Source organism: Dictyoglomus sp. SSW (genome assembly GCF_055181335.1).
On sequence record NZ_CM143705.1, the window covers coordinates 1,031,341 to 1,052,819 of the forward strand.

Here is a 21,479-nt window from a genome sequence, read left to right on the forward strand (position 1 = left end):
TGGTGCGCCCGAGAGGATTTGAACCTCCAACCACCGGCTTCGGAGACCGATGCTCTATCCCTTTGAGCTACGGGCGCACCTTTTAAGGTATTATATAAATTAAGTAGAAAATTAATGCCTCAATAATTATTATAACCAAGAAAAACTCTACTATAACAACAAGATCTATTTGAATCTTTCTCCATTCTTTTTGTATAAGTATTGGAAGTTTGACTTTTAAAAGTTTAGATGTCTTACTATAAAGATGCAAACTCATAAGTATAGTTCCAATTACAAATGGTACATAGACTTCTATTAGAATTTTAACATATGGATTTTTCTTGAAAAAGTAAGAAAAGGTATTATCAATAAGTAAGAAGTTTAGATTAGTAATAAAGAAAAGAAGATAGAAAAAGGAAGAAAAATAAATATATTTGTTAATAACTTTTAAAAATTCCTCTCTATTGAACTTTTCTTTTAATGCTAAAATAACTAAAAAAGTAGGTGATCCAATAAGATAAGAAAGAGAAAAAATATGAAGAAGAGAATTAATAAAATGTATAAATGGAAAAATCTTCATTTCTTAATCACTATCCTTTCCAATTTTATGATCTCTAGCATATTATCATGAATAAGTCCATTAGATGCTAAAAAAGTATCATCATCTAATTGTATATCATTACCGTTAAAATCAGTCACTTTTCCTCCTGCCTCCTTTACTAAAATTATTCCTGCTGCAATGTCCCATGGTTTTAGTTTTCTTGCCCAAAAGCCATCTAATCTTCCGCAGGCCACATAAGCAATCTCTAATGCTGCAGATCCTGCTCTTCTTATTCCATGTGTTCTTGAAGATAAATTAATAAAAGGTAAGAAATTTTTTTCATCTAGGGTTAGTTCATATGGCATGCCTGTACTTATTAGTGCATCTGCAATATTCTTAGTTTTTGATACTGCTACTTTTTTATCATTCAAATAAGCCCCTTCATTTTTTAAGGCGAAAAATAATTCTTTTCTTATGGGATCATATATAACTCCCAATATTATTTCTTCATTATATTTAAGAGCAATGCTTACTCCAAAGAAAGGAAATCTATGGGCATAATTTGTGGTGCCATCCAATGGATCTATGATCCATGTATAATCAGATTTTTTTTGCAAAAATCCCCTTTCTTCACTTAATATGGAATGATCTGGAAAATTTTCTTCTAAACATTTTATAATTAATTTCTCAGATTCTTTATCTATGGAAGTAACCAGATTAGAAATTCCTTTTAATTCTATAATTTTCTCATCTTCTAAATGAGAAACTATGAAATCTCCAGACTTTTTGGCTATATTTATTGCAGATTCCAAAAATCTTAACATTATACTTTTCCCTCCAGATGTTAGCATTTCTTTTGATTATAAAATTTTTAAATTATTCTTTCAAATATGTTGACAAAAACAATATGTAGATGTAATATATATACAGTTTTAATATATAGAACATTAATTTGTGAAATTTGATATAATAAAAAGGAGGTGAAATGTATGGGTAGAAAATTATGTGATATTTGTAGTCAAAACCCTGCTACTGTAAGGGTGTATACTATCAAAAATGGTCAAAGGCGTGTCTTAGATATTTGTGAAGAGTGTTATAGCAAAATAAGGAGACAAGAAAGAAGTTATTCTCCTTTAGAATCGTTATTCTTTGGAGATCTTTTTAGAGACTTTTTTGGAGATGAATTTGGCTCTCCTTTTGGAAGATACCCTGAAAGAGAAAGAGAGGCTATTGATATAGGAGACTATTTGAGTGAGGTTTCAAAGAATTTGCTACAGGAGGCAGCTAAAAAGGCTGTAGATTTTGGGAAAAATCAAGTAGGAACAGAACATTTGCTATATGTTCTTCTTGATAACGATGTGGTAGGTGAAATACTAAAACAATTTAAACTTTCTCCTCAGGACATAAAGATATATATAGAAAATAATGCTCCTAAGGGTAGCTTCAAGCCTGAAGGAGAAGAAGTAGAAGTAGATATCTCTCCAAGGCTTAAGAGTGCCTTAGAGAGAGCGTTTATGGCTGCAAGGGATTTAGAACATAATTATATAGGTCCTGAGCATCTATTAATTGGACTTGCCGAAGAAGAGGAGGGATTTGCCTCTACTGTTTTAAGAAAATATGGATTATCTCCTCAGGCTTTAAGACAAGCTACAATTAAAGTTGTTGGTAGAGGTAAAGAGGAGGCAAAAACAAGAAGAAGAACTAATACTCCTACCTTAGATAAATATTCTCGTGATCTTACAGAGCTAGCAAGACAAGGAAAACTTGATCCAGTAATTGGTAGAGCTAAAGAAATAGAGACAGTTATTGAAGTACTTGCAAGAAGAAAGAAAAACAATCCTGTTTTAATAGGAGAGCCTGGAGTTGGAAAGACAGCAATAGTGGAAGGATTGGCACAAAGAATTGTTAAGGGCGAAGTACCAGAAGTATTAAGAGATAAGAGATTAGTAGAATTAAATATCAACTCAATAGTTGCTGGTACTAAGTATAGAGGAGAATTAGAGGAAAGAGTAAAGCAGATTCTTGATGAAATAATTGCTAATCAAGACAACTTAATTATCTTTATAGATGAAATTCATACTATAGTTGGTGCAGGAGCTGCTGGAGAAGGTAACTTAGATATAGCTAATGCCTTTAAACCTGCTCTTGCAAGAGGTGAATTGCATTTAATTGGCGCAACCACTTTAAATGAATATCAAAAATATATAGAGAAGGATGCTGCTTTGGAAAGAAGATTCCAGCCTATCTTTATAGCTGAGCCAACTGTAGAACAAACAATTATGATTTTAAGAGGGCTTAGAGATAGATTTGAGGCCCATCATAAGGTAAAGATAACAGATGAAGCAATAATTGCAGCAGCTGAGCTATCGGATAAATATATAACTAACAGGTACTTACCAGATAAAGCTATTGATCTTATAGATCAAGCAGCTGCAAGAGTAAGAATTATGCTTACTTCAAGACCGGCTGAAATTCAGGAATTAGAGTCTAAGATACAATCTCTAAAGAGAGAGCAGGAATATGCTACATCAAGAAAACAATATGATAGAGCTAAAGAATTAGAGGAACAAATTCAAAAACTTGAAAAAGAGCTTCAAGAAAAAACTGAAGCTTGGCAGAAAGAAAGAGCTTCTGAGGTACCAGAAGTTAGAGCCAAACATGTAGCAGAGATAGTCTCCTCATTAACTGGTATTCCAGTAACAGAACTTACTGTAGACGAAAAAGAAAGATTATTAAGACTTGAAGAAAAATTACATGAAAGAGTAGTTGGTCAAGACGAAGCTATAAAAGCTGTAAGTGATGCTATAAGATTGGCAAGGGCAGGATTAAGAGAAAAGAATAGGCCTATAGCTTCATTCTTGTTCCTTGGTCCTACAGGAGTAGGAAAGACTGAATTAGCAAAAGCATTAGCATGGGCGGTGTTTGGTGATGAAGATGCTATTATAAGGATTGACATGAGTGAGTATATGGAGAGACATACTGTATCAAGACTAATTGGTGCACCACCAGGATATGTAGGATATGAAGAGGGTGGCCAATTAACAGAAAGAGTTCGTCGTAGACCTTATAGCGTGATACTTTTGGATGAAATAGAAAAGGCTCATCCAGACGTGCATAACATTCTCTTACAAGTATTCGATGCTGGTAGACTTACAGATGGAAAAGGTAGGGTTGTAGATTTCACAAATACCATAGTAATTATGACAAGTAATATTGGTTCTGATATTATTCAGGCTAATTTAAGTGCTACCGGAAAGGATAAGCTTTCATATGAACAATTGAAAGAAAAGCTTATGGAAATATTAAAGAAATACTTTAGGCCTGAATTTCTCAATAGAATTGACGAGATAATTGTATTCCATGCTCTTACTAAAGAGCAGATAAAGGATATTGTGAAATTACAACTGGAAAGAGTAAGAAGAACAGCAAAAGCTCAGAATGTAGATCTTATGTTTGACGATTCAGTAATAGAATTTTTAGCTGAAATAGGATATAGTCCAGAATTTGGAGCAAGAGAACTTAAGAGAAAGATAAGGAATGAAATTGAAACTAAGCTTGCTAAAGCCATGTTAGATGGTACAATCCAAGAAGGAGATAAGATAAGGGTTAAGTATGATCAAGAAAAGAATCAAGTAGAGTTTGAAAAGATAACCGAAGAAGTTAAAGCAAAATGAAGTTAATAAAAGGGGAGGAAAATTCCTCCCCTTTTTTTTAAAGAATTAGAATAGGAGGGGTTGAAAATATGGAGATTCAAATTGTGGAGATTGAGAAACCTGAAGATGTTAACTTGATACTTGGTCAGACGCATTTTATAAAGACTGTAGAGGATTTATATGAGGCAATTGTAAATAGTGTACCTTTTGCAAAGTTTGGTATTGCTTTTTGTGAGGCTTCGGGTCCTGCCCTTATAAGGCATATAGGTACTGATCAAGAAATGGAGGAATTAGCCATAAAGAATATGCAAAAAATAGCTGCTGGCCATACTTTTATAATATTTATAAAGAATTTTTATCCTATAAATGTTTTAAATGCTATAAAACATGTGCCAGAAGTTGTAAATATTTTTGCTGCTACAGCTAACTCTCTTAGAGTAATAGTTGCAGATGACGGAATAGGTAGAGGGGTTTTAGGAGTAATTGATGGTGTGAAACCAAAGGGAATTGAAGGAGAGGAAGATATGAAACATAGAAAGGAATTTCTTAGAAAAATAGGATATAAACTTTAAGCATTTTAGGGGGAGGTGTTTTTGTGGCTATTATTACCATATCAAGACAGATAGGAAGTATGGGAGATGAGTTAGCAGAAAAGTTATCACAGGAACTTAGATATAGGTATTTTGATAAGCTCCTAATGACAGAGATAGCTGTTGCTTCTGGATTAAGCGAGGCTGAAGTTATAGATTACAATGAAGATAATTATAAAATAAAAAGCTTTTTTGAACAGCTTTTTAACAGAAAGACCCCCTTAGGTAAGATAACCGTTAAAGAAAAAGATGAAACAGGTAGAACCGTTATTACCACAAAAACTTTTGATGAAGAAAATTCTTTGGCCTTTACACAAGCAGTAATTAAAAAGTTGGTGGATTGGGATAATGTGGTAATTGTGGGAAGAGGTGGACAAATTCTTCTTAGGAATATTCCCCACACTTTACATCTAAGAGTAATAGCTCCTTTAGAATTTAGAATTGAGAATATAATGAAGAAAAAGGGTTTTTCAAAGGAGGAAGCCTTAAAATACATCTCTGAAAAGGATAGGGCTGCTCAAGAATATCTATATAGGTTTTATAATGTAGATTGGAATGACCCAGAATTATATCATATGGTAATCAATATGGGTATGTGGGAAATTGATAAGATTGTTAGAGTTATAAAAGAAACAATTAAATTAGTATAGTTCTTCTATTTGATTCTCTAAAAAGGAGATTAGATTTTCAAGGGATAATGTTAGTTCTTCTTGAGTTTTTATTTTAAATTCTTTCAGGAAATTTATTAAAAGATTTTTTAGTTCAGTTTGTAAATTATTTATTTTTAAAAGTTCTAATAGTATTTTACTTAAAATCTCTTCTGTTATACGAATGGTTTCTTTAAAATATAGTATACTGCTCTCATAATTTTTAGAGTTTTTTATTGTGAATAATTTATATTTGGAGGATGGAAAAAGGGTAGACAAAATCTCAACAATATTTTTAGTAATATTTTCCAAGTAAATAGTTAATAAATATTTTTCCGTTGTGTTTAAAGGATTTAAAACATAATTTTCTTTGTCTATATTAAAAATTATAGGGAATTGGGAAGAGTTTAATTCGATATTTAATATCTCTTTTAGTTTGTAGGACAAATCATAAAGATGACAGAGTTTGTGAAAAGAAATTTCAATAGAATTTAAATCCAATAAAGATCTATCATTTTCCTTTTTTGTTAGGATATTTATATTCTCTCCTAATTTAATCAAGGATAAATGAGGATTTGAAGCTAAAATATAGGGATCAATATAAGGGTTTTGAAATTTCACTGTTCTATAATATAGGACAAAGATTACCGATAGAATTTTTCTAATAATCTCTAATCTATAATATAAAAGAGCTAAGATAGCTATATAATAACCCTTACTTTTTAGAATTATTCTTCTTTCCACATCTGAGGTATCTAAGTGGGATAAAATATAGCCATATGGAGGCATATTTATTGGACTTAAAGAAGTTTCTGGAATGTCTATATCTTCTAATCTACCAATTTTAGTTATAATCTCTTTTATGGTTTTATAGCTTATGCCTGAATTTCCATTGGATGCAGTGTATATTAATGTGATAATAATAGATCTTTTTTCCTCCTTATTTAAATAAGAACTAGAGAAGATTTTATTAAATTTCTCATCTTTAAATATTGAGTCAAAATGTCTAATATATATATTTAGAAGATTATTAGATTGATTAACTTTTTGAGAAAGAGTTTCAGAAAGAGTTATTATATATCTCTTCTTAACAATATCTACAAGGTCCTCTATAGATAAGGAGTTTTCATCTAATACGTATTCCATTATTTTTCATCCATGTAATTCTTTTCTTTCTCCAGTCTCTATATAGAATATAAGCTCTATTATATTTGTTACATGATCAGCAATACGTTCTAAATAACGAGAGATCATTATTAATTGGATAATTTGTTGGGTAAGTATAGGATTTTTATAAATTTCACCTAACAATTCATCTGATGTTTCCTGATACTTTTGATTTACAAGGTTGTAGTATGTTGATAATCTTTCTAGTTTGTTTAAATCTGGCTTAGAATATGTTCTTATTGTCTCTCTTGTCATCTGCTCAACGAAAGAGGCTAAGGATATAATATCGGAAATAGGTAATTCAAAGGAATATTCAAGGAGACTTGAAACATATTTAGCAATATCAACAGAGTAATCACCAATTCTTTCTAAATCTTTTACAATTTTCATTGTAGAGGTTATAATTCTTAAATCTTTTGACACAGGTTGGTAATTAGATAGTATACTAATACATTGATTTTCTATGTCCCAGTTATAGTCATCTACCAATTTATCTTTTTCAATTACTTCTTGGGCTAATTTTAGATCTCTTCTTCTTATTGAATCAATAGTTTGATGGAGCATTTTCTCTACAATGCTCCCCATACGTATAAGTTTTTCTCTTAAGATTTCTATTTCTTTTGTTATGGTAGTCTTTTCCAAATTGAATTTCCTCTTTTAAAAAATTTATTGGTTTTTGATAGAGTAATTATATATTCATAGTTGATGGGATTCAATTAATGTTATTTTAAAATCTTCATGGTATAATTTATCTCATGAGTGTATGTGTTATATGTGGGAAAAGAAAAGGTAAAAGAAAATGTCCAGCTCTTAGCGCCTTTATATGTACTGAGTGCTGTGGCACAAAGCGTATAAAGGAGATAAATTGTACTCAAGATTGTATCTATTTAAAGGAAGCTCAAATACACACTATAGAGAGGGTTGAAGAAAAACCTGCTGATTTTACAAGACTCCAATGGGATTTATTTTTATTCTTAGAAGAGTTGGTGTATAAATTTTTATTAGAATTTCCTTCTTTTACTGATGAAGAGTTTTTAGAGGTTTTGAGTTTACTTGAGAAGGAATATCAAACCCGTAAAAAAAATTTATATCTTCCTAATCTTTACCCTAAATCTTCCCGCGGGACAAAGCTAAAGAGTATTTTACAAGAGGAATTAGCGAAATTAGAGAAGAGAGAAAATGAATTTGGTCTTCCCATATTTACCGTTGATGATTTTTTGAAGGTGATATCATTTGAGAGAGAAAGAATAGAAAAGTATATGAAAGAGAATAAAAATGTGGGAAACAATCTCTTTTTGCAAATATTGAAAAGTGAGGTAGAATTTATGGCTATGCAAAACACGAAAAAGAGATAAATTATGAGCAAAATTAGGGATATTAATCAATGGAAAAATGGAGAAAGAAAGGTTTATTGGGCAAAACAGTTTATGCCTGTAGTAAATCTTCTTGAAAAAAACTATTCTTCTACTCAAATTTTTAAAAATACTACTATCGGGATGTGTATTCATTTAGAGGCAAAAACTGCACGACTTGCTCTTTCTTTTAAAAATTGTGGAGCAAAGGTAGTATGTGCTGGAAGTAATCCTTTATCTACTCAAGATGATGTGGTAGCTTATCTGGTAAAAGAAGGAGTAGAAGTTTTTGCTTGGAGAGGAGAAACAGAAGAAGATTATATAAATAATCTGAGGGAAGTGTTAAATAAAGAACCTGATCTTTTAATTGATGATGGCTTTGATCTTACAACCCTTTTGTATAAGGAATTTTCACGTTTAAAAAGTAAAATATTAGGTGTGGGAGAAGAAACTACGACAGGTGTTATAAGAGCAAAGGCCCTTGAAAAAGAAAAGGGATTATTTTTTCCAATAGTAGCAGTAAATGATGCAAGGACAAAATTTTTATTTGATAATAGGTTTGGTACTGGTGAATCTGCTTTGTCTTCCTTTATGAGAAACACCAATTTGTTAGTTGCAGGAAAAATTTTCGTAATATCAGGATATGGATGGGTTGGAAAGGGTATAGCTCATAAAATCCAAGGATTAAAAGGAAGAGTTATTATAACTGAAGTTGATCCTATTAAGGCATTAGAAGCATATATGGAAGGTTTTGAAGTTATGCCAATTTCAAAGGCTGTAAAGTTAGGAGATGTGTTTATAACAGCAACGGGGAATTGTAAGGTGATAACTAAGGAGCACTTTTTGAATATGAAAGATGGAGCCATATTGGCTAATGCAGGACATTTTAATGTGGAGATAGATATGAAATCTTTAGAAGAATTAGCAATTAATAAAAAAGAGGTAAGAGAAAATATACATGAATATGTCCTTCCTAATAATAAGAGGCTTTATGTTATAGCAGAAGGAAGGCTTTTGAATTTAGCAGGGGGTGATGGTCACCCTGTCGAAATAATGGATCTTTCTTTTGGAGTTCAGTTTTTGGTGATGAAATGGTTGCTTGAGCATGGAAGAAATTTACCTAAGAGAGTGCTTCAAGTTCCTCGAGAAATAGAGGAAGAAGTTGCAGAATTAAAGCTCAAAAGCCTAAATATAGAAATTGATACTCTTACAGAAGAGCAGATTCGCTATCTTCAAAGTTGGAATTAGTTTTGATTTTTAAATTTTTTTTAGGGGAGGTTTTTAAAATGTTAGGTTTAATCATCTTAGGTATATTAATATTTTTGGCTCTGTTTGTTATAGTCATATATAACCGATTAGTAGTTTTGAGAAATAGGGTGGAGAATGCATGGGCTCAAATTGATGTACAACTAAAGAGAAGATATGACCTAATTCCAAACTTAGTAGAAGTGGTTAAAGGTTATGCATCTCATGAAAAAGAAATATTTGATAAAATTGCTCTTTATAGAGCGCAAATGATGAGTGCGAAGACCCCAGGAGAAATAGCTCAAGCAGATCAAGGACTTACTTCTACTTTAAAAACCCTTTTTGCCATAGTTGAGAATTATCCAGATTTAAAGGCAAATCAAAATTTTCTTATGTTGCAGGAAGAATTGAGTGGAATTGAAGAAAAAATTGCTTATGCAAGACAATTTTATAATGACATTGTTATGATTTATAATCAATCTTTGCAGGTTTTTCCAAATTCTGTAATCGCAAATATTTTTGGATTTAAGCCTAAAGAATATTTTGAAGTGGAAAATCCAGAGGAAAGAAAAGCTGTTAAAGTTAGCTTTTAATTTATGAAGAATACTTATACTTTTTATGAAGCTATAGAACAAAATAAGAGAAAAACATGGTTAATATTATTTCTTATATCTATTCTTCTTTTCTTTGTATGTTATTCTATAATCTATTTTTTCAATTTAGGAGAAATAGCTATATTCATAGCTTTGTTAATTACTTTAACAGTAAACTACTATGCGTATAAAAATAGTGATAAATTAATTCTATCTATAAGTGATGCATATGAGCCAAAAAAGGATGAATATCCTTATCTTATAAATATTGTGGAAGGTTTGAGCATAGCTGCAGGTATTCCTACACCTAAAATTTATGTAATAAATGATCCATCACCCAATGCTTTCGCTGCAGGAAAAGACCCAAAAAATAGTGCAATTGCTGTAACTACTGGCCTTTTAGAGAAGATGAATAGATTGGAGCTTGAGGGAGTAGTTGCTCATGAGATATCACATATAAAAAATTATGATGTAAGACTTCAAACTATAGCGGTTGTATTGGTAGGTTTAATTGTAATTCTTGGAGATAGTTTAAAAAGATCATTTTATTATGGATCTTTCTTTTCAGGAAAAAGAAAAACTAAAGACCAAGACTTTTTAGGTATTATATCTTTGATTGTTGCCTTAGTGGCTCCCTTAGTAGCAACAATTTTAAGATTTGCCTTGTCAAGACAGAGAGAGTATATGGCAGATGCTACTGCAGCTATGCTTACAAGATATCCTGAAGGTCTTGCCTCTGCACTGGAAAAGATAGCTAAGGATCCAAATCCTGTAAGGAGAGCGAATAATATCACTGCTCCTTTATATATTGCTGATCCCCTCAAAAAATATAATATAAATAATCTTTTTAGTACTCATCCGCCTATAGAAGAAAGAATAAAAAGATTGAGGATGATGGGAGAAAGATGGAAACTTATGGGGGTGAAATAAATGGATGTTTTTGAGGCTATAAATAAGAGAAGAAGTATAAGAGATTATTTAGATAAGGATATAGAGGAGGAAAAACTTCTAAGAATAATGGAGGCGGCAAGACATGCTCCTTCAGCAAGAAATAGGCAGGAATGGAGATTTATTATTGTGAGAGATAAAAATTTGAAGGAAAGATTGGTTAAAGAAGCTTCTCCTCATCAGCCTTTTATGTTAAAGGCTTCCATAATTATAGTGGCTTATGTTTTAGATAAGGATTATGTAATGAGGTGTGGAATACCTGCTCATTATATAGATGTTGCTATAGCTTTAACTCATATACATCTTCAAGCAGTAGAAGAAGGACTTGGAACTTGTTGGATAGGATCTTTTTATCAAGATAAAGTTAAAGAAGTATTAAATCTTCCTAAGGAAGCAGAGGTAATACAACTTATGACCTTAGGGTATCCAGCTGAAGATCCCCCAAAAAAACCAAGACTCCCGTTAGATGAAATAATACAGGTTTATTAGAAGAATATAAATTTTTTCTTTTTTATAAGCTTTATTAAGGAATCAAGCTTTTCTTCCATGGCTTTTTCACCTAAGACTATAATATCGGAAGCTTTATCAAAATCAAAAGTTCCAAAATTTTGTACCTCAGGGATGATAACTAAATCTGCATTTTTGAGATTCTGATTTTCTAATTCATAATTCATAATATCTATGGTCTGCATAAGGACCTCAAATAAGGATGGGTTTAATAATGGATTTAACCTCTGTTGAAATTCCTTAAGGAGCTTTATCTGAGACATTTTATATGTGATTTTTTCTGTTATATTGCTGGGTTGATAGGGGATATCTATCTGAATTTCTTTTTTAGGTTTCCAATTTGTTCTCTTATGCAAACTAACTCCTATGATGATATCTGGTTTATATATCTCTCTCAATTCTTTAACTGGAACAGGGGAAAGTACACCCCCATCTATTAGGAGTTTATCTTTCCAAGGATAAGGTTGAAATATCACAGGAATGGATATACTTGCTCTAATAGCTTCTGATACTTTTCCCTCATTTATAATTACTTTTTCTCCAGTAATAAGATCTACTGCTAAAGATATAAATGGTATTTTTAGGTTCGAAAATAATGTGCCTTCTAATATATTATCTAAATACTCTAATATTTTTTCACCTTTTATAATTCCTTGGAGAGATTTTGAAAAATCAAAAAGTTTATAAAATTCTTCTTTATTTTTTCCTATTTCTAAGGCTAGTTTCTCTAAATCTTTTGCAGAATATCCTTTTGCATATAATCCACCTATTAAAGCTCCTGCACTACTCCCACTTATATAAGAGACTTCTATTCCTTCCCTCTCCAGTACTTTTAATACTCCAATGTGGGAAAGACCTTTTGCTCCTCCGCTACCTAATGCAAGTCCTATCTTCTTCTTTTTCATGTTTATATTATATAACATTGCAACTGAATATATATCACTAGTTTTATATACCTTACTACTGTATATCAATAATTATTATCTTTAAAAACCTAAATGAATTGAGAAAATTTTAACAAATTAGTTTACCCCTATAGGTATGATTAAAAAAAATTTAAGATTATATCATATTTTATCTTTGTTGACAATGATATTAAAAATGTGTTTAAATTAAACCTGAAAATATTTTGAGGAGAGAGAAATGAATCTTAAGAAGGTAAAAGAAATATTAAAAGCTGAAGTTCTATGTTTAGAAGAGAAACTTGAAAATGAGGTTTTGTATGTAGGTGCAACAGATTTAATGAGTGATGCTCTTTGTCTCTTAGAGGCAAATTCGCTTCTCCTTACAGGTCTTGTTACGTTACAGGTTATAAGAACTGCTGAGATTTTAGATTTGGCTGGAGTCGTGTTTGTTAGAGGTAAAATACCCTATCAAGATGTAATAGAAGTAGCAAAGAAATCTGGTATTCCTCTTCTTACAACAAAATACCCTATGTATGAGGCATGTGGAAAATTATATGTAGCTGGGTTTCAAGGAAAGAAGGTTGATTTTGATATTTGAAGATACCTAAGGAATATTTAGAAAAAATAAAAGTAAAAGATATAATGAACACAGATATAGTAAGGTTAAAACCTTACCAAGATATGCGTTCAATTCAAGAAATTATGAGAATCAAAAGAATTGATGCAATTCCTATTGTAGATGATATAGATAGGCTTGTAGGTTTAGTCACTGTAGAGAATGTAATTGTGGCACTTGTTAATGGCGATTTAAACTCACCGTGTGGAAAGTATATGGTAAGAGATCCAAAATGTTTGTCTCCAGATAATACTTTGTATGAAGCTTTGATTAGATTCCGACAATTTAGGTATGGAAGATTTCCTGTAATAGATAATGAAAAAAAGGTTTTAGGAATGTTAAGTACTAAGGATGTAGTTTTGAATTTGGTAGATGTGGAAGATATAGAAGGAACTATTACTCAGGAGCCCAAAGAGGAAAATATATTAACTTTGGAGTTTCCTGTGTTAGGGGGAGATTTTGCTCTTGCTGGTATGGCGTCCAGTAATATAAAAAAAGCTTTGCAACAACTTGGAATAAGTGTAGATATACTTAGAAGGGTTGCGGTCGTCACTTATGAGGCTGAGATGAACATAGTTATTCACGCCTACAGGGGAGTTTTAAGAGTAAAAGTTACACCAGAGTATATTGAAATAATTGCTGAGGATGAAGGTCCAGGAATTCCTGATATAGAGCTTGCTATGCAACCAGGTTATTCAACAGCACCAGATAATATTAGGGAAATGGGATTTGGGGCAGGTATGGGACTTCCAAATATTAAGAATTCATCAGATGAATTAAAGATTGAGTCCGAAGTGGGAAAGGGTACAAAGGTGTACTCGAAAATATATTTAAAGAGGGAAAGACAATGAGTGAGAAATATATTCATTCAGTGGCTATTAATTTGCAGAGGTGTAAGGGGTGTATTCATTGTATAAGGCATTGCCCTACTGAAGCTATGAGGGTTCGTAATGGAAAATCCCTCATTCTTCCATATAGATGTATCGATTGTGGGGAATGCATTAGAGTTTGCCCATATCATGCACCTTTTGGATTTACTCACACCTATGATAGTATATCTTATTTAGATAATTTAGTTGTAGTAATATCTCCCGAGATATATTCCCAATTTACAACTAATTATTCTCCTTTTGAGATTCAAAGAGCAATTAAAAAGGTAACTAATGCGGTAGAAGTTTGGGATACTACCTGTGGTTTATTCCTTTTACAAGAAGCTCTTATGGACTATATTAATAGTTCTCGCAATCTTCCACTTATATCCACTTACTGTCCTGCTGTTGTAGAGTTAATACAAGTACGTTTTCCTACTTTGATTTCTAACTTATCACCCTTTAAAACACCTGTTGAGATAGCGGGGAGTATAATAAAAAAGTTATGGAAGAAGGAAGAAAGAGGAATACTTCATCTTGCTTATATTACTTCTTGTCCTGCCTTTGCTACATATTTAAAACAAAATAAGGAAGAAGGTTTTGAATTTGTTATAGGCATTGATAATATTTACTTAAAAATAAAAAAGGAACTTAAAGATGACAATAGAGAGGTAGAAGCAATAGATGGTGGGTTTTATGCAAAGGGAATTTTATCAGGAGCTCTTGGGGGAGAGGGAATGGTATTCAACGAAGAAGAAGTAATAAGTGTGGGAGGTATAGAAAAGGTAGCCAGAGTTCTTGAAGATTTAGAAAGAAATAAACTTCAGGATGTGAAGTTTTTGGAGCTTAGGGCTTGTGAGGAAGGTTGTGTTGGAGGGGTATTAAATCCTGAGAACTATTATCTTGCCAAGAAAAGAATTTTAGCCTTATACAAAAAACTTGATAAAGATTTTATAAAAAAATCTCTTTGTGAGGATATAAATCTATCAGAAGTATTAAGAACTTCTCCTATTTTACCAAGACCTATTTGGAAATTAGATGAAGATATAAATAGGGCTTTAAGAAAGATGGAGGATATGAGAAAAATAATGGAAATGCTTCCTGGACTTGATTGTGGTTCATGTGGATCTCCTACTTGCGCTGCTTTAGCAGAAGATATAGTGAGAGGAGATGCTCAAATCTATGATTGTATATTTCTTCTTAAGGAAAAGTTATGGAAAATGGCAAAAGAGATGGAAGAATTATCCAGAAGATCCTCTTCGGTTGTCTTAAAACGGAGGGAAGAAAAAGATGAAACTGAGTGAAATTGTTAGAAATTTGGAGTTAAATGTTATTTATATGGATGAGGATTATGAAATTAGGGGTGGAATTGTAAGTGATTTGCTTTCTTTTGTTATGGCTCATGCTCCCGAAGATTCGGTATGGGTTACTATTCAGACTCATGTAAATACTATAGCAGTTGCAGTACTTACTGGAATTAAAAGTATAATTTTTGTTTCAGGTCAAAATCCTGATGAAGAGACTATTAAAAAGGCAAAAGAAGAAAAAATTGCTTTATTAATTACTAAAGATAATGCCTTTAATGTGGTAGGTAAACTTTATAGTTTAGGAATAAAAGGAGTAGATAGGCTTCAATGAAGGCAAGAGAGATTGTAGAGTTGATTAATGGGAAGGTATTGGCAGGAGAAAATTTGTTAGATGAGGTAGATATTAAAAAGGCTTTTGCTGCAGATCTTATGAGTGATGTGTTAGCTATGGTAACTTCTAATGAAAAAGATGTGGTACTTATTACGGGGATCACAAATTCACAAATTGTTCGCACTGCTGAGATTCTTGATATACCAATGATAATTGTCTGCAGAGGAAAAGTAGTTCCTAAGGAAGTTGTTGAACTTTCTAAAGAAAAAGGAATTATTCTTATAAGTACTGATAAAATAGTTTTTGAGGTTAGTGGAATTCTATATAATAAAGGTATTGTGCCTACCTCTATTAATGATTCATAGTGAGGAGGAATTTTTTATTTGGCATGGGTAGGGATAGATTTGCATATACATTCGGTTCTTTCTCCTTGTGGAGATTGGAGTATGAGTCCTAAAAACATTATAGAGAGAGTAAAGAAAATGAATATAGGAGTTATAGCGATAACCGATCATCATATGGTAGAAAATTATCCTGCTATCTCTTTCTGGGGAGATAGAATGGGTGTTTTAGTAATACCAGGTATGGAAATTCAAACCAGTGAAGAAGTGCATATATTGGCTTTATTTGAAGATTATGATACAGCTTTAAAATTTCAAAAAGATATTTTTAACTATTTACCAGATACTAAAAATAGAGAAGAAATTTTTGGAGTACAAGTAGTGGTTAATGAGAATGATGAGGTAGAAAGAATAGAGGAAAGGTTATTAAATACCTCTATATCACTTAGGGTTACAGACACAGTTAAAAAAATAAAAGAATATGGCGGGATAATAATATTAGCCCATGTGGATAGGCCTTCCTTTAGTATAATATCAAATTTGGGTTTTATTCCGAAGGATTTATTTTTTGATTTTATAGAATTGTCTAACAAGATAAGCTATACTAAATTTATTAGCGAGCACCCAGAACTGAAAGATAAGAAATTTTTAATTTCTTCTGATGCTCACTATTTAGAGGATATAAAAGAACCAAAAACTTTTATATATTTAGAAGAATTTTCTAAAAAAGCAGTTTTTAAAAGCTTGAAAGAAAAAAATGTAAAAATACAGGAAATGGAGGTATAGAAATGGCAGTAGAATTAAAGTTTTCCGAATATGCTCAGAAAGAGGTAGAAAAGATTCTAGACCGTTTTGCAAACTCAAGGGGATCTTTGATTATGATCCTTCACGCAGTTCAGGAAAAGTTTGGATATCTACCTCGTGAAGCTTTAGAACTGATTTCTGAAAGATTAAAAGTACCATTAAGTGAGATTTACGGTGTAGTAACATTTTATTCCTTTTTCCGACTTGAGCCTCAAGGCAAGCATGTAATAAGACTTTGTATGGGAACGGCTTGTTATGTTAAAGGAGCTGAGGACTTACTCAGAACTCTTGAGCAGATGGGACTTAAAGAAGGTAAAGTAACAGAGGATGGGTTCTTTTCTTTGGATCTTGTAAGGTGTATTGGAGCTTGTAGTATGGCACCAGCTCTCATGATAGACGATGATGTTTATGGAAAACTTACTCCTGATAAGTTGAGAAAATTAATTGAAAACTTTAGAAAAGAACATCAATGAAAGAATTATCTCTTCATATTTTGGATCTTGTACAAAATTCTATAGAAGCTAATGCAAAAAATATTTACTTGGAGATTAGAAAAGATCTCCAAAGGGGAATTTTGTATATAATTATAAAAGATGATGGAAAAGGTATGCCAAAAGAAATATTAGAAGAGATTAAAAATCCATTTTTTACAAGTAGAACTACAAGGAAAGTTGGTCTTGGTATTCCTCTATTTTACGAGTTGATTAAAAATTGTGGGGGAGAGGTAAAGATTAACTCTGAGGTAGGAAAAGGCACAGAGATTTATGCAGAAGTTCCTTTTTTATGTGTAGATTTACCTCCTATGGGAAATCTTTCTGGGACTATATGGGGCTTGATAGCTACAAATCCAGATATAGATTTTGAGATTAAGATAGTTAAAAATGGTGATGAGATCAATATTTCTACAAAGGAAATAAAGGAGTCTATTAGAATACCTATTAATTCTCCAGAAGTAATTTCTTTTTTAAAAGAATTTTTAAATGAAAATTTGGGAGGTTGGTAAAATGAAAAAATTAACTTTAGAGGATCTTAAGAAGATTAAAGAAAAGACTCAAGCAGAACTTGAGATGAGGAGTCCTGAAGGTAAGGATAAGATAGTAGTACATATGGGGACATGTGGAATAGCAGCTGGCGCAAGGGAGACATTATTGGCTATTTTGGATGAGATAGAAAAAAGAGGTTTAAAAAATGTGGTTGTAACTCAGGCAGGATGTATTGGACTTTGTGAGTATGAGCCATTAATATCTGTTCAAAAGTTAGGAGGACATAAGGTTCTTTATAAACATGTAACCCCTGAAAAGGCAAGAAAGATAATTGCTCAACATGTGGTTAATGGTCAGGTTGTATCTGAGGATGTTCTTTCTACTGAATAAAGAATAAAACAATATAAGGAGGTTTAAAAATGCCAGAGAGAGCACATATTCTTTTATGTGCAGGTGCAGCATGCATTTCTGCAGGTGAAGAAACTTTCAAATTAGCCCTTGAAAGGGAATTAAAAGAAGCAGGTATTTACGATGAAGTAAAAATTATTGAAACTGGATGTTTTGGTACTTGTGATTTAGGGCCAGTTATGGCCATATATCCAGAGGGGACTTTTTATGTTAAATTAAAGCCACAGGATGCAAAAGAGATTGTATATGAACACCTTATTAAGGGTAGGATTGTGGAGAGGCTTCTTGTAAAAGAACCGGAGCAAAAACAATTTATACCAACCATTAACGATCTTCCATTTTTTAAAAATCAAGTAAGAATTGCTTTAAGAAATGTAGGGTTTATTGATCCTCTAAATATTGAGGAATATATTGCAAGAGATGGTTATTCTGCTATTGCAAAAGTTCTTACTCAAATGTCTCCAGAAGATGTAATTTCTGAAGTTAAAAAATCTGGTCTTCGTGGAAGGGGAGGAGCGGGTTTTCCTACTGGATTAAAATGGGAGCTTGGTAGAAAAGCTTCTGGATCGGAAAAGTATGTAGTTTGTAATGCAGATGAAGGGGATCCTGGAGCTTTTATGGATAGAAGTATTATGGAAGGTGATCCTCACTCTGTTATTGAAGGTATGTTAATTGGAGGTTATGCTATTGGAGCTAAGAAAGGATTTGTCTATATAAGAGCTGAATATCCTTTAGCTATTAAAAGACTTACTGCAGCTTTAGAACAAGCAAGAAATTATGGCCTTTTAGGAGACAATATATTGGGTACTGATTTTTCCTTTGATATTGAGATTAGAATTGGAGCAGGAGCTTTTGTTTGTGGAGAGGAGACAGCATTAATTGCATCTATAGAAGGTAAAAGAGGTATGCCAAGACCCCGTCCGCCTTTTCCAGTAAATTCTGGATTATGGGGAAAACCTACTGTGATAAATAATGTAGAAACGTGGGCTAATATTCCACCAATAATTATTAATGGTGCTGATTGGTTTGCAAGTTATGGAACAGAGAAGAGTAAAGGGACTAAGGTTTTTGCTTTAGCTGGGAAAATAAATATGACAGGACTTATAGAAGTACCTATGGGTATAACTTTGAGAGAGGTAGTTTACAATATTGGTGGTGGAATACCTAATGGAAAGAAGTTTAAAGCTGTCCAGATAGGAGGTCCAGCTGGGGGTTGTATACCAGCGGAATACTTAGATACACCTATAGATTATGAATCAATAACTGCCCTTGGAACCATCATGGGATCTGGTGGACTTATCGTTATGGATGAAGATAACTGTATGGTAGATGTTGCTAAATTTTTCTTGTCTTTTACGCAAGACGAATCTTGTGGAAAGTGTGTACCATGCAGAGTAGGTACTAAGAGAATGTTGGAAATTTTAGATAAAATAACAAAAGGTGAAGGGACGGAAGAGGATTTATTAGAGCTTGAACAATTGGCTTATACTGTGAGAAATACATCACTTTGTGGTCTTGGGAAAGGAGCTCCTAATCCTGTTTTAACAACATTAAAATACTTCAAGGATGAATACCTTGCCCATATTAGGGATAAAAAATGTCCTGCAAAAGTTTGTACTGCCTTGATTCATTATGAGGTAATAAGGGAAGAGTGTAGGAAATGTTCTATATGTTTTAGAAATTGTCCTGTAGGGGCGATCTATAAAGACGAAGATGGAACATATGTTATTGATCAGAGTAAATGTACTAAGTGTGGAATATGTTTCCAGGTATGTCCATTTAAAGCTATTAGAAAAGAATAATAGGGAGGAGTTTTACTCCTCCCTATAGTGAGAAAAGGGACAACTCTTAAAAGAAGAGTTTTATAAGGAAATATTATAAATTTTTTATGGTATCTTTATTTTTTTATTGACTAAAAAGAAAAACGTTTTTATAATCAAAGATAAAACTCCATAGGAAAGGTGAGGTGGAAAAAAGTGCTTTTAGGTATTGATGTGGGTACTTCTGGAACTAAAGCTTTGCTTATTGATGAGGAAGGAAAAGTATTAGGAAGTTCAACTTTTGAGTATCCTCTATATACTCCTTTTCCTTCTTGGTCTGAACAAGATCCAGAGGATTGGTGGAAGGCAACAAAGGATGCAATTATTAGTTTAATAAATAAAACTGGCGTATCACCAAAAGAGATAAAAGGTATAGGATTATCTGGGCAAATGCATGGTTCTGTTTTTCTTGACTCAAAAGGTAATGTAATTAGAAGAGCTATTCTTTGGAACGACCAAAGGACAGCTAAGCAATGCGACGAGATTGTAGAAAGGGTAGGAGGGGTTAAAAAACTTCTTGAACTTACTTTAAATCTTGCTCTTACAGGATTTACAGCCCCCAAAATCCTTTGGCTTAGAGAGAACGAGCAAGAGAATTATTCTAAGGTTGCTAAAGTATTATTACCAAAGGATTATGTAAGATTCAGATTAACAGGGGAGTATGCATCAGAAGTTTCTGATGCTTCTGGTACTTTGCTTTTTGATGTAAAAAAGAGAACTTGGTCTAAAGAGATGTTAAATCTTCTTGATATTCCAGAGGATTGGATGCCAAAAGTATATGAATCTCCTGAGATTACAGGAACCTTACTTCCAAAAGTTGCTGAAGAAATCGGTCTACCTGCAGGGATTCCTGTTGTAGGTGGTGGAGGTGACAATGCAGCGCAAGCAGTAGGTAGTGGGATTGTAAAAAGTGGGGTCTTATTTGTAAGTTTAGGAACTTCAGGAGTAATTTTTGCTCATCTGGATACTCCAGAAGGAGATCCTGAGGGAAGACTTCATACTTTTTGTCATGCAGTTCCCGGAAAGTGGCATACTATGGGAGTTATGTTATCAGCTGGTGGATCCTTTAGATGGTTTAGAGACTCTTTTGGGGAGATAGAAACAGAGCTTTCTAAATGGACAGGAAAAGATCCTTATGAGTTTTTAACCATGGAAGCTGGTAATGTTCCAGCTGGATCAGAGGGATTAATCTTTTTACCATATCTTACTGGTGAGAGAACTCCTCATGCCGATCCTATGGCAAAAGGGATTTTTGTGGGAATTAGTTTGAGGCATAATAAGCCTTACTTTGTAAGATCAGTGTTAGAAGGAGTGGCTTTTGGTTTAAGAGATTCTTTGGAACTTATGAAAGCTCTTGGAATAAATATGAGAGAAATAAGAGCTATAGCTGGAGGTGCAAGAAGTCCTCTTTGGAGACAAATTTTAGCTGATGTATTTAATACTCCTATCACTACTATAAATGTAACAGAAGGTGCCGCCTATGGCGCTGCTCTACTTGCGGGAGTTGGTGTTGGAGTTTACAAGAGTGTAGAGGATGCTTGTGATAAAGTAGTAAAAGTAGTAAGTAGAGAAGAACCAGATCAAGAAAGAGCAAAACTATATGAAGAATTATATGGTCTTTACAGAGAATTGTATCCTATAATGAAGGAATATTATAGAAAATTACATAATTTTATAGAGAGATATTACTCTAATAAGAAGTAATTTTTTAAACATACGTTTATAATAAAATAATATTGAGGGGAACTAAAATGTTCCCCTCTTTTTATTGCAATTTTAAGAAAAATGTATTACTTTTATTTAATATAAACTTTTTGTTGTAATATTAATTAACTTGTGATATTATTTTTTTGCTTATTTTCAACAAAAAAGT

The 21,479-nt window shown here is 32.5% G+C and carries 24 protein-coding genes and 1 tRNA gene; 19 read left to right on the forward strand and 6 right to left on the reverse strand.

The window, feature by feature from the left end; translation table 11 throughout:
• From ACY3JM_RS04820 to ACY3JM_RS04830, 3 genes are all read right to left on the reverse strand, one after another.
• Positions 1-77, reverse strand: a tRNA-Arg gene (locus ACY3JM_RS04820).
• A 5-nt stretch (positions 78-82) separates the two neighbouring features.
• The gene (locus tag ACY3JM_RS04825) at positions 83-559 is read right to left on the reverse strand and encodes a hypothetical protein (RefSeq protein WP_463082324.1); all 477 of its coding nucleotides are present in this window, start codon (positions 557-559) and stop codon (positions 83-85) included.
• The gene (locus tag ACY3JM_RS04830; RefSeq protein WP_463082323.1) at positions 556-1,344 is read right to left on the reverse strand and encodes an inositol monophosphatase family protein; all 789 of its coding nucleotides are present in this window, start codon (positions 1,342-1,344) and stop codon (positions 556-558) included. Before ACY3JM_RS04830 ends, ACY3JM_RS04825 begins: the two co-directional genes overlap by 4 nt.
• 165 nt (positions 1,345-1,509) lie before the next feature.
• Between ACY3JM_RS04830 and ACY3JM_RS04835 the strand changes: the two genes are divergently transcribed.
• The 3 genes from ACY3JM_RS04835 (at position 1,510) to ACY3JM_RS04845 (ending at position 5,413) form a co-directional block, all read left to right on the forward strand.
• Complete coding sequence (locus ACY3JM_RS04835) at positions 1,510-4,194, forward strand: ATP-dependent Clp protease ATP-binding subunit (protein ID WP_463082322.1); 2,685 nt, start codon at positions 1,510-1,512, stop codon at positions 4,192-4,194.
• Positions 4,195-4,262: 68 nt separating this feature from the next.
• On the forward strand, positions 4,263-4,745 hold the full coding sequence (locus ACY3JM_RS04840) for an adenosine-specific kinase (protein WP_463082321.1): 483 nt from the start codon (positions 4,263-4,265) through the stop codon (positions 4,743-4,745).
• A 23-nt stretch (positions 4,746-4,768) separates the two neighbouring features.
• On the forward strand, positions 4,769-5,413 hold the full coding sequence (locus ACY3JM_RS04845) for a cytidylate kinase-like family protein (RefSeq protein ID WP_463082320.1): 645 nt from the start codon (positions 4,769-4,771) through the stop codon (positions 5,411-5,413).
• Here the strand turns inward: ACY3JM_RS04845 and ACY3JM_RS04850 are convergent.
• Positions 5,405-6,556, reverse strand: a complete 1,152-nt coding sequence (locus tag ACY3JM_RS04850; RefSeq protein ID WP_463111092.1) for a hypothetical protein — start codon at positions 6,554-6,556, stop codon at positions 5,405-5,407. The two genes, ACY3JM_RS04845 and ACY3JM_RS04850, sit on opposite strands and share 9 nt — an antisense overlap.
• 6 nt (positions 6,557-6,562) lie before the next feature.
• Positions 6,563-7,219 carry a phosphate signaling complex protein PhoU gene (gene phoU, locus ACY3JM_RS04855; RefSeq protein WP_463082318.1) on the reverse strand — a complete coding sequence of 219 codons (657 nt, stop codon included), beginning with the start codon at positions 7,217-7,219 and terminating at the stop codon, positions 6,563-6,565.
• Positions 7,220-7,332: 113 nt separating this feature from the next.
• Between phoU and ACY3JM_RS04860 the strand changes: the two genes are divergently transcribed.
• Genes ACY3JM_RS04860 through ACY3JM_RS04880 form a run of 5 tightly spaced genes read left to right on the forward strand, consistent with a single transcriptional unit; the run spans position 7,333 to position 11,204 of the window.
• Positions 7,333-7,932 carry a hypothetical protein gene (locus ACY3JM_RS04860; protein ID WP_463082317.1) on the forward strand — a complete coding sequence of 200 codons (600 nt, stop codon included), beginning with the start codon at positions 7,333-7,335 and terminating at the stop codon, positions 7,930-7,932.
• A gap of 3 nt (positions 7,933-7,935) precedes the next feature.
• A complete protein-coding gene (locus ACY3JM_RS04865) occupies positions 7,936-9,177 on the forward strand; it encodes an adenosylhomocysteinase (RefSeq protein WP_463082316.1) in 1,242 nt (413 codons plus the stop codon).
• 38 nt (positions 9,178-9,215) lie between these two features.
• A complete protein-coding gene (locus ACY3JM_RS04870; RefSeq protein ID WP_463082315.1) occupies positions 9,216-9,767 on the forward strand; it encodes a LemA family protein in 552 nt (183 codons plus the stop codon).
• Between the two features lie 3 nt (positions 9,768-9,770).
• Positions 9,771-10,697: a zinc metalloprotease HtpX gene (gene htpX, locus ACY3JM_RS04875; RefSeq protein ID WP_463082314.1), complete on the forward strand. Its 927-nt coding sequence runs from the start codon at positions 9,771-9,773 to the stop codon at positions 10,695-10,697.
• Positions 10,698-11,204 carry a nitroreductase family protein gene (locus ACY3JM_RS04880; protein ID WP_463082313.1) on the forward strand — a complete coding sequence of 169 codons (507 nt, stop codon included), beginning with the start codon at positions 10,698-10,700 and terminating at the stop codon, positions 11,202-11,204. It begins immediately after the preceding gene.
• Here ACY3JM_RS04880 and ACY3JM_RS04885 read toward each other — a convergent pair.
• Complete coding sequence (locus ACY3JM_RS04885) at positions 11,201-12,127, reverse strand: patatin-like phospholipase family protein (protein ID WP_463082312.1); 927 nt, start codon at positions 12,125-12,127, stop codon at positions 11,201-11,203. The genes ACY3JM_RS04880 and ACY3JM_RS04885 overlap by 4 nt on opposite strands.
• Positions 12,128-12,365: 238 nt before the next feature.
• Here ACY3JM_RS04885 and ACY3JM_RS04890 point away from each other — a divergent pair, with 238 nt between their 5' ends.
• From ACY3JM_RS04890 to xylB, 11 genes are all read left to right on the forward strand, one after another.
• Positions 12,366-12,725 (forward strand): DRTGG domain-containing protein, encoded by a 360-nt coding sequence (locus tag ACY3JM_RS04890; RefSeq protein ID WP_463082311.1) that lies wholly within the window; start codon positions 12,366-12,368, stop codon positions 12,723-12,725.
• On the forward strand, positions 12,722-13,594 hold the full coding sequence (locus ACY3JM_RS04895; RefSeq protein ID WP_463082310.1) for a CBS domain-containing protein: 873 nt from the start codon (positions 12,722-12,724) through the stop codon (positions 13,592-13,594). The genes ACY3JM_RS04890 and ACY3JM_RS04895 overlap by 4 nt, the downstream gene beginning before the upstream one ends.
• Entirely contained in the window at positions 13,591-14,916 is a 1,326-nt protein-coding gene (locus ACY3JM_RS04900) for a [Fe-Fe] hydrogenase large subunit C-terminal domain-containing protein (RefSeq protein ID WP_463111093.1), read from the forward strand. Before ACY3JM_RS04895 ends, ACY3JM_RS04900 begins: the two co-directional genes overlap by 4 nt.
• Positions 14,903-15,250, forward strand: coding sequence for a serine kinase (locus ACY3JM_RS04905; RefSeq protein ID WP_463082308.1), 348 nt, complete (start codon positions 14,903-14,905; stop codon positions 15,248-15,250). Before ACY3JM_RS04900 ends, ACY3JM_RS04905 begins: the two co-directional genes overlap by 14 nt.
• Positions 15,247-15,615 (forward strand): DRTGG domain-containing protein, encoded by a 369-nt coding sequence (locus ACY3JM_RS04910; RefSeq protein WP_463082307.1) that lies wholly within the window; start codon positions 15,247-15,249, stop codon positions 15,613-15,615. Before ACY3JM_RS04905 ends, ACY3JM_RS04910 begins: the two co-directional genes overlap by 4 nt.
• An 18-nt stretch (positions 15,616-15,633) precedes the next feature.
• Positions 15,634-16,377 (forward strand): PHP domain-containing protein, encoded by a 744-nt coding sequence (locus ACY3JM_RS04915; RefSeq protein WP_463082306.1) that lies wholly within the window; start codon positions 15,634-15,636, stop codon positions 16,375-16,377.
• Positions 16,378-16,379: 2 nt separating this feature from the next.
• Complete coding sequence (gene nuoE / locus ACY3JM_RS04920; RefSeq protein WP_463082305.1) at positions 16,380-16,868, forward strand: NADH-quinone oxidoreductase subunit NuoE; 489 nt, start codon at positions 16,380-16,382, stop codon at positions 16,866-16,868.
• On the forward strand, positions 16,865-17,398 hold the full coding sequence (locus ACY3JM_RS04925; protein WP_463082304.1) for an ATP-binding protein: 534 nt from the start codon (positions 16,865-16,867) through the stop codon (positions 17,396-17,398). Before nuoE ends, ACY3JM_RS04925 begins: the two co-directional genes overlap by 4 nt.
• Position 17,399: 1 nt before the next feature.
• The gene (locus tag ACY3JM_RS04930) at positions 17,400-17,768 is read left to right on the forward strand and encodes a (2Fe-2S) ferredoxin domain-containing protein (RefSeq protein WP_463082303.1); all 369 of its coding nucleotides are present in this window, start codon (positions 17,400-17,402) and stop codon (positions 17,766-17,768) included.
• 29 nt (positions 17,769-17,797) lie between these two features.
• The gene (nuoF, locus tag ACY3JM_RS04935) at positions 17,798-19,588 is read left to right on the forward strand and encodes an NADH-quinone oxidoreductase subunit NuoF (protein WP_463111094.1); all 1,791 of its coding nucleotides are present in this window, start codon (positions 17,798-17,800) and stop codon (positions 19,586-19,588) included.
• Between the two features lie 174 nt (positions 19,589-19,762).
• Entirely contained in the window at positions 19,763-21,310 is a 1,548-nt protein-coding gene (gene xylB / locus ACY3JM_RS04940) for a xylulokinase (protein ID WP_463082301.1), read from the forward strand.
• Positions 21,311-21,479: the final 169 nt, after the last annotated feature.